Raw genomic sequence first — 8,214 nt, forward strand, 5'->3', positions numbered from 1 at the left:
GCTAAGCCTCACAGCGCCGATGGTACTGCAGGGGGGACCCTGTGGGAGAGTAGGACGCCGCCGAACAATTCTTGGGAAAGCCCCGCACCGGTTGGTGCGGGGCTTTCCGCATTTCCGGGGGGTTTAGTCTCGAAGCCATGCGCTACGACCTCGTTCTTTTCGACAACGACGGCGTGCTCGTCGACAGTGAGCCGGTGTCCAACCGGCTCCTGGCCGGCTATCTCACCGAGTTGGGGCATGAGACCTCCTACGAGGACTCGATCCGTGACTACATGGGTTCCGCCATGCACCGCATCCACGACACGGTCCTCGAGCGGACCGGACAGCGGCTGCCGGCGGAGTTCGACGACGAGTTCCACGCCCGGGTCTTCGCGGCCTTCGAACGGGAGTTGAAGCCCGTCCCCGGTGTCGCGGACGTCCTGCGGCAGCTGGCCGACGCGGAAGTGCCCTTCTGCGTCGCCTCGTCGGGGAGTCACGAGCGCATCCGGGTGGGGCACCGGGCTGCCGGGCTGGGACGGTGGTTCGACGACGCGCGGATCTTCAGTGCGGAGGACGTCGGCCGGGGGAAGCCGGCGCCGGACCTCTTCCTGCACGCCGCCCGGTCGATGGGCGTCGCGCCCGAGCGGTGCGCGGTGGTGGAGGACAGTCCGCTGGGTGTCCAGGCCGGCATCGCCGCGGGGATGGACGTGTACGGGTTCACCGGCATGACGCCGCCGGAGAGGCTGGCGGGGGCGAAGGCGCTGTTCCCGACGATGGGGGAACTGGCCGCCCTGCTCGCCTGACCGGATAGCGTGACGGGTATGAGCGGCCGCGCGCAGATGATGTGGGACGAGGCAGTCACCGGTTACGACTTCGGGCGAGGGCATCCGATGGATCCCGTCCGGCTGAAGCTGACGCGGCGCCTGGTGGCCGCTCTCGGGCTGGACCGCGAGCTCACCGTGGCGGGGGCGAGCGCGGCCGGGGACTCCACGCTGCGGCTGGTGCACCGGCAGGACTACGTCGACGCCGTGAAGGCCGCCTCCGCCGACCCGGCGTCCGCCGACCCGGCGTACGGGCTGGGGACCGAGGACGACCCGGCGTTCCCCGGCATGCACGAGGTGTCGGCGCTGATCGCCGGACTGTCGGTGGGGGCCGCCGAAGCCGTGTGGCGGGGTGAGGCGCTGCACGCGGTGAACTTCGCGGGCGGGCTGCACCACGCGATGCCGGGGGCGGCGTCCGGCTTCTGCGTGTACAACGACGCGGCGCTGGCCATCGCCCGCCTTCTGGAACTGGGCGCGGAGCGGGTGGCCTACCTGGACGTCGACGTGCATCACGGGGACGGGGTCCAGGCCGCGTTCTGGGACGACCCGCGGGTTCTGACGGTCTCTCTGCACGAGCACCCGCGGACCCTCTTCCCGCAGACCGGCTGGCCCGAGGAGACGGGCGGTGCGGGCGCGGAGGGCAGTGCGGTGAACGTGGCGCTGCCGGCCGGGACGGGGGACGCCGGATGGCTGCGGGCGTTCCACTCGGTGGTGCCGGAACTGCTGGAGGAGTTCCGGCCGCAGGTGCTGGTCACCCAGCACGGGGCGGACACGCACTTCGAGGACCCGCTGGCGCACCTGGCCGTCTCGCTCGACGCGCAGCACGCGGTGCAGGCGGCCTGCCACGGGATGGCGCACACGTACGCCGGGGGCCGGTGGATCGCGCTGGGCGGCGGGGGCTACGAGGTGGTCGACGTCGTGCCGCGGTCGTGGGCGCATCTGGTGGCGGTGGCCGCGGGACGGCCGGTGGCGCCGGAGACGGCGGTGCCGGAGAACTGGCGGCAGGAGGTGTACGCGTTGACCCGGCAGCCGGGGCCGCGACGGATGACGGACGGGCGGTGGCCGGTGACGTTCCGGGAGTGGGAGGACGGGTACGACCCGGCGGACCGGCTCGACCAGGCGATTCTTGCGACGCGCAAGGCGGTCTACCCCCTGCGGGGGTTGATGCCCTGACCGCTGCCGGGCGAGGGCGCGGCGGGTCGCTCGAGCACGCCGCCGTGCGGTGACGTGCGTGCGGCCTCGCACGCCCCCGCCTGGGGGAGGAGGACGCTCACCGCATGAGGCGACGCCCCGCGCCCGCCCCTTGGGAGGCCCGGCCGCCCGCAAGGGAGTGGTCGGGTTCTTGTGGGTTTTGGTCGTTTTCCGTCGGCCGAGCGGGCAGTATGTGATCGTGGGCGGTCGGGGCGGAGTTGGCCCCGCCACGCATCCGGAATCCGGTGCGGGGGCGTCCGGAGGCGGGGAAGCAGGGCCTCCGGTGTCCGGGTCGCGCGGGAGGGGCGAGAGCCTCTCGGACGGCCGGGTGGAGGGCCGGTCGACGGATGTGACGGGTTCCCTGCGACCGATGCAGGGTCATCGTGTCGACAAAACGACCCGGTTCCGGCTACGCATCAGCAACCCCGTCAGCCTCCTGGCCGTCTCCGTCGAACCCTTCCGGCCGTTCCGGGAGGCGGGGCGCACGACCGGCGTGCCCGCGTCCGCGGCGGGACGGGTGACGAGGGTCCCACGGGGTGCCGCAGGGGCCCGGCGGGTGCGTCCGGCGGGCGGGCCGGGGAGGCGCCGTCACGGTTGCCGGGCTGGTCGGCGGGGGTGCGGACGAGCGGGCGGGCCGGGGTGCGCGGGGCGGCCGGACCCGTCGGGGGTGCGGGGGCGCGAGCCGTCGCCGGCGTTCCGGTTGGGGAGGGTGAGGGGCCCGGGTGGCGTCCCCCGCTTATCCGTTGCGTGCTCAATCGCGGGTGTCTGTCACGGTAGGCCGGTGATGGCTGCTCCTCTTCCCCACTCGCATCACCCGCACCTAATCTGGGGAGTGAGCACGCAGCGACGAAGAGTCACCGGAAGGGGAAGCCGGTGGCCGTCGAGTGCGAAGGGTTCAGGTGTGTCATGGCAGCTGGCAGCGAAAGGCCTCTGAACGAGGTTCAGTTCCTTACCGTGGCGGAGGTCGCCTCGGTGATGCGCGTGTCCAAGATGACCGTGTACCGGCTGGTGCACAGCGGTCATCTGCCCGCGATCCGGGTCGGACGGTCGTTCCGAGTTCCGGAGCAAGCGGTTCACGAGTACCTTCGCGAGAGCTACGTGGGGGTCGAGACGGCCTGAGAGGGCCGCGCGCGGCGGTCCCGGGGTCAACCCGGGGCCCCCTCGATTACGACCTCCCGGCCCGGGGAAGGTAGGCTTTCCCCTCGAAGGTCGTATGGGCCCATGGCGCCCAACGCCGAGTGATGAGAAGTGAGCGAGGGTAAGTCGTGGGCTCTGTTATCAAGAAGCGGCGCAAGCGGATGGCCAAGAAGAAGCACCGCAAGCTGCTCAAGCGCACGCGCGTCCAGCGTCGCAACAAGAAGTAACGCGACGCGGCACACGCCGCGCGAAGCGCGCCCCTGCGGCCCCCCACCGGTTCGGTGGGGGGCCGCGGTCGTGTCCGCGGCGGCTCGGGGCACGAGGGAGGGGTGCGGGTGGGCGGCAGCGTGACGGCCATGCCCGCGCAACACGGAGCGGCTAAGTTGTCGCATACCGCCGTGCGGGAGTCCGGCGGACGAGGGGAAGGCGCGGGTCTTGGGCAGGATCGTGCTGGTGACCGGGGCGGCCCGGCGGCTGGGGGACCTCTACGTGCGCGAGGTGCTGCGCGACCCGGACGTGGAGAGGGTGGTGGCGGTGGACGCCGTCACGCCCGGGCACGACCTGGGTGAGGCGGTGTTCGTGCGCGCGGACATCCGGCAGCCCGCGATCGGCCGGGTGCTGGCCGAGCACGACGTCGACACCGTGGTCCACCTGGACGTCACCGGGACGGCGCTGGCCGGCGGCAGCCGGTCCTCCGTGAAGGAGACCAACGTCATCGGCACCATGCAGCTGCTGGGCGCCTGCCAGAAGTCGCCGTCCCTGCGGCGGCTGGTGGTGAAGTCCAGCACCACGGTGTACGGGTCGGCGCCCCGGGACCCGGCGGTCTTCACCGAGACCACCTCGCCCAAGGCGCTGCCCAGCGGCGGATTCGCCAAGGACGCCGTCGAGGTCGAGGGGTACGTGCGGGGCTTCGCCCGGCGGCGGCCGGACGTCGCGGTCTGCGTGCTCCGGTTCGCCAACATCCTCGGGCCGGGCACGGACACCCCGCTCGCCTCCTACTTCCGGCTGCCGGTGCTGCCGACCGTGCTCGGCTACGACCCGCGGCTGCAGTTCGTCCACGAGGACGACGTCACCGGGGTGCTGCTGCGGGCCTCGCGGGAGCCCGAGCGGGGGACGCTCAACAGCGGCACCTTCAACATCGCGGGGGACGGGGTGCTGACGCTCTCCCAGTGCGCGCGGCGCATGGGGCGGCCGACCGCGCCGGTGCTGCTTCCCGCGGTCACCCTGACCGGGTCGCTGATGCGGACCCTGGGGCTCTCCGACTTCTCCCCCGAGCAGATCCGGCTGCTCACCCACGGACGGGTCGTGAACACCCGGCAGATGCGCGAGGTCCTCGGTTTCCACCCCCGGCACAGCACGGCGGAGACGTTCGCCGACTTCGCGTCGGCCGCCGGGCCCGGGCCGCTGCCGCCGGCCCTGCTCGCCGCAGCCGTCGAAAGGCTCGCCGGGGCCGTGACGGGAGCGGGCGGGGGAGGGGACGGCGGAACGGAGGACGCCGGGCGCGGGAACGGCCGGGCCACGCACACCAGCACGCAGGCCACGGCGACGGCGCGGCCGGCGGGTGGGAGCGGCGGCTGGCCGGAGGGCTGGCGTTCCTGCGCCGCCGGGTCACCGGCGAGTACGAGGTCGACGACTTCGGGTACGACGCCGAACTCACCGACGAGGTGCTGATGGCGCTGCTCCGCCCGCTGTACGAGAAGTACTTCCGGGTCGAGGTGAAGGGCATCGAGAACATCCCCGCCGAGGGCGGGGCGCTCATCGTCGCCAACCACTCCGGGACGGTGCCGCTGGACGCCCTGATGATGCAGGTCGCCGTGCACGACACGCACCCGGCGGGCCGTCACCTCCGGCTGCTCGCCGCCGACCTGGTCTTCCGGCTGCCCGTCGTCAACGAGATCGCCCGCAAGCTCGGGCACACCCTGGCCTGCGCGGAGGACGCGGCGGAACTCCTGGGCAGGGGCGAGCTGGTCGGCGTGATGCCGGAGGGATTCAAGGGCATCGGGAAGCCGTTCGGCGAGCGGTACAAGCTGCAGCGGTTCGGGCGCGGCGGGTTCGTCTCCACGGCGCTGCGGGCGCGGGCGCCGATCGTGCCCTGCTCGGTGGTCGGCGCCGAGGAGATCTACCCGATGATCGGCAACGCGAGGACCGTCGCGCGGCTGCTCGGACTGCCCTACTTCCCGGTCACGCCCACGTTCCCCTGGCTGGGGCCACTGGGCGCGCTGCCGCTGCCCACCAAGTGGACCATCCAGTTCGGGCAGCCCATCCCCACCGACGGGTACGCGCCGGAGGCGGCGGACGACCCGATGCTGATGTTCAACCTGACCGACCAGGTGCGGGAGGAGATCCAGCACACGCTCTACAAGCTGCTGGTGCGGCGGCGGTCCATCTTCTTCTGACGGGCCGGTGCGTGATGGACCGGTGCGTGATGAACGGGTGCGTGGGGGCGGCGCACGGCCGCCCCCACACGCTCACTCCGCGGAGTCCCCGCCCAGGCCGAGGCCGGGGAGGAGACCGGGGAGCAGGGGCGGGAGGGTGACCCTGCGCCCGTCGTCCTCGCTCTCGGGCCGGGTGGGGTCGCTCTCCTGCTCCTCCTCGGCCGGCGGGTCGAACAGGCCGCCCGTGCCGCCGCCGAGCAGGCCGTCCGGGTCCGCGGACGGCGACGCCTCGGGCTCGCCCCCGTCCCTGGAGCCGGTGGAGCCGGTCCCGTCCTCGTCCTTGCCGGGGGCGGTGGACTCGCCGGACGGCGAGGAGCCGGGGGAGCGGGTACCGGCGTCCTGGCCCGGCCTGGCGTCCCGGCCCCCGGACGACGGCGCCTCCGGCAGCAGCGGGCGCAGCGGCGCCACGTCCTGCTCCATGGCGTCGAAGACCGAGGTGACCTCCTCGCTCACGTCGCCCAGCTGCACCGGGAGACGCTCACGGACCTCGTCCCACGTCCGGCCCTGCCGGTCGGTGAAGGCGGAGAGGGCCCGCATGGGGGCCAGGGAGTCCGGGTCGCGCCGGTAGGCGTCGTGCAGCAGGCGGTGGCCCTCCGCGGCGTCCTGGTGCATGCCGGAGAGCGCGCGGCGGATCTCGCCCACGGATTCGTGGTCCAGGTGGCCGCCCCGGCCGCGCTCCATCAGCCGGCGGGTCTCGGTCAGGCGCCGGGACGCCTGGTCGAGCAGCATCTCGCCGCGCTCCGTCCCGTCCTCGGTGAGGCCGAGGCGGAAGTCCTCGATGCCGCGTTTGAGGCCGTAGAGCGAGTCACCGGGGAGGGCGTCGGAGCTGGCCGCGGCCACGCCGCCGAAGGCACTGGCGGCCACGCCGACGCTGAGTCCGCCGGCTGCCAGGCCCTTGGTCAGGCGGGAACGCGGCCGGAGCTTTCCCAGGGCGCTCGCCCGGTGGGCGCCCCGCGCCCGGGTCGACCGCTGGTCGGGCACCCGCGAGGACGCGTCGCCGCCCAGGGCGCCCTCCTGGACCATGGCTTCCATCGCGGCCACCAGCTGGGCGCGCTGGACGGCCTTCACCTCAGGGTCGAGCTCCGGCTTGGGCAGTTCGCCGAGACCCGCGGCCACGGCCAGCATGGCCGTCCGCCCGGTCTCCTCCGCAGCAGCCGGGGCCGGTGCCGCCGATCCCTCCGGCTGCTCGGCCGCCGTGCCCCGGTCGGACAGCTCCTCCAGGGCCTGGGCGAAGGCGTTCGCCCGCCGGTGCGCCGATACGTTCGCGATCACTGGCGGCACCTCCTCTCGTCATGACGGACGACTCCCGGCGGGGACCTCGGGGGAGTCCGCAGGGAGCCTGTATCCCGGACAACGAGCGGCCGGGCACTTCGGTTACGGACTTCGGGCGGATGAACCGCCGAGTCAACAACCTTTCACCCTACGTGAGTTGGCCGGTGCGGAGGGTGTCCGTCGGGAAGTCGGGCGCGACGGGGCCCGGCGGTCAGCGGGCGTCGTCGGGGAGCAGCCGCGCGAGGGTGCGGACCGCGCGGTACTGGAGGGTCTTGATGGCGCCCTCGTTCTTGCCCATGACCCGGGCCGTCTCGGCGACCGAGAGGCCCTGGAGGAAACGGAGCGTGACGCATTCCTGTTGCTGGGGGTTGAGCCTTCGGACGGCGTCGAGCAGGGCGGCGTTGGAGAGATGCTCCAGGACGGAGTCCTCGGGCGAGCGCTCGACCTCGTTGGCGTCGAGCATCTCGCCGGTGGTCACCTCGAGACGGAAACGGCTGGACTTGAAATGGTCGGCGACCAGGTTGCGCGCGATGGTGACCAGCCACGCGCCGAAGTCCCTGCCCTGCCAGGTGAAGGTGCCGATGCGGCGCAGGGCGCGCAGGAAGGTCTCGCTGGTCAGGTCCTCCGCGGTGGCCCTGCTGTTCACGCGGTAGTAGATGTAGCGGTAGACGGTGTCGCTGTACTGGTCGTAGAGCCGCCCGAAGGCGTCGGCCTCGCCTCCCTGGGCGCGTTCGACCAGGTCCATCATGCGCGCGCTGTCGCTGTCCGCGGCGGGACGGCGGGCGGGCGCGGCGGTGGCGGCGCCCGCGCGGCCCCTCCGGGCGACCGTCGCCCCGCCCTCGGCGAGGGCGTAGCACGGGCCGGCGGGGGCGGCGAGGGCGGGAACGGCGTACGCGGTGGGGACGAAGCCGCGCAACAGCTCCAGGGCCGCTGAGCGGAGCGCAGCCAGGCCCGAGGCGTCAACCCCGACGTGTGAGTACACGGGACTCCCAGAGGCAGAGCTTCCATCACGTGCAGTGCGGAACCTTTCACCCGTCGTAGCGACGGACGGGTACCGAATTGCGTCTGAGGAGAATAACGCTTCGTACAGGCGCTGCTACGCCGAGTTGTTCAAATCGTCGATTACGTCGCTTCTGTGGCGTGTTGGAGTCGGATTCGGCGTCGAAGCGCGATCGTTTGGCGATCGGATTCGGACATGATTCGAGCGTGCCGTGTCCGGCTCGGGCCGGTGTGAGCGGAGCGTCAGGGCGGCGGCGCATGCGCGCGGGGGCGCCCGGCGGGGACGCGGGCCGAAGGGGGCCGGCCGCCGTCGGGCGCGTGGTGCGCGGCGGGCGGGGGGAGGGGCAGGTCAGACCAGACGGCGGCGGCGGTGCAGTGCC

The 8,214-nt window shown here is 73.0% G+C and carries 8 protein-coding genes; 6 read left to right on the forward strand and 2 right to left on the reverse strand.

The features are described from left to right. Window positions 1-137 precede the first annotated feature (137 nt). The 6 genes from A2U95_RS12095 to A2U95_RS12120 all read left to right on the forward strand — a co-directional run bounded on the left by A2U95_RS12095 (window position 138) and on the right by A2U95_RS12120 (window position 5,524). Complete coding sequence (locus A2U95_RS12095; RefSeq protein ID WP_166022135.1) at window positions 138-782, forward strand: HAD family hydrolase; 645 nt, start codon at window positions 138-140, stop codon at window positions 780-782. Between the two features lie 18 nt (window positions 783-800). After that, a complete protein-coding gene (locus A2U95_RS12100) occupies window positions 801-1,973 on the forward strand; it encodes an acetoin utilization protein AcuC (RefSeq protein ID WP_206282869.1) in 1,173 nt (390 codons plus the stop codon). 924 nt (window positions 1,974-2,897) lie between these two features. Next, window positions 2,898-3,110, forward strand: coding sequence for a helix-turn-helix domain-containing protein (locus A2U95_RS12105; RefSeq protein ID WP_159105670.1), 213 nt, complete (start codon window positions 2,898-2,900; stop codon window positions 3,108-3,110). A 146-nt stretch (window positions 3,111-3,256) separates the two neighbouring features. Beyond that, entirely contained in the window at window positions 3,257-3,355 is a 99-nt protein-coding gene (locus tag A2U95_RS12110; RefSeq protein WP_003948845.1) for a 30S ribosomal protein bS22, read from the forward strand. A 208-nt stretch (window positions 3,356-3,563) separates the two neighbouring features. Next, window positions 3,564-4,799: an NAD-dependent epimerase/dehydratase family protein gene (locus A2U95_RS12115; RefSeq protein ID WP_166022137.1), complete on the forward strand. Its 1,236-nt coding sequence runs from the start codon at window positions 3,564-3,566 to the stop codon at window positions 4,797-4,799. Next, entirely contained in the window at window positions 4,799-5,524 is a 726-nt protein-coding gene (locus A2U95_RS12120) for a lysophospholipid acyltransferase family protein (RefSeq protein WP_420856986.1), read from the forward strand. The genes A2U95_RS12115 and A2U95_RS12120 overlap by 1 nt, the downstream gene beginning before the upstream one ends. A gap of 72 nt (window positions 5,525-5,596) precedes the next feature. On the opposite strand, the gene A2U95_RS12125 is transcribed toward A2U95_RS12120, so the two are convergent. Together A2U95_RS12125 and A2U95_RS12130 are read right to left on the reverse strand one after the other, a co-directional pair. Then, window positions 5,597-6,835, reverse strand: a complete 1,239-nt coding sequence (locus A2U95_RS12125) for a DUF5667 domain-containing protein (RefSeq protein WP_166022138.1) — start codon at window positions 6,833-6,835, stop codon at window positions 5,597-5,599. Window positions 6,836-7,046: 211 nt separating this feature from the next. Continuing rightward, window positions 7,047-7,817, reverse strand: coding sequence for an ECF subfamily RNA polymerase sigma factor, BldN family (locus tag A2U95_RS12130; protein WP_166022139.1), 771 nt, complete (start codon window positions 7,815-7,817; stop codon window positions 7,047-7,049). Between the last annotated feature and the right edge of the window lie 397 nt (window positions 7,818-8,214).

The organism is Streptomyces chilikensis (genome assembly GCF_001642695.1).
In the GTDB taxonomy this organism is placed as follows: Bacteria; Actinomycetota; Actinomycetes; order Streptomycetales; family Streptomycetaceae; genus Streptomyces; species Streptomyces chilikensis.

What these genes read in the sequence shown, in the direction of transcription:
- A2U95_RS12095 (WP_166022135.1), top strand. Translation starts at nt 138, where the DNA reads ATGCGCTACGACCTCGTTCTTTTCGACAACGACGGCGTGCTCGTCGAC.
- A2U95_RS12105 (WP_159105670.1), top strand. Translation starts at nt 2,898, where the DNA reads ATGGCAGCTGGCAGCGAAAGGCCTCTGAACGAGGTTCAGTTCCTTACC.
- A2U95_RS12100 (WP_206282869.1), top strand. Translation starts at nt 801, where the DNA reads ATGAGCGGCCGCGCGCAGATGATGTGGGACGAGGCAGTCACCGGTTAC.
- A2U95_RS12120 (WP_420856986.1), top strand. Translation starts at nt 4,799, where the DNA reads ATGGCGCTGCTCCGCCCGCTGTACGAGAAGTACTTCCGGGTCGAGGTG.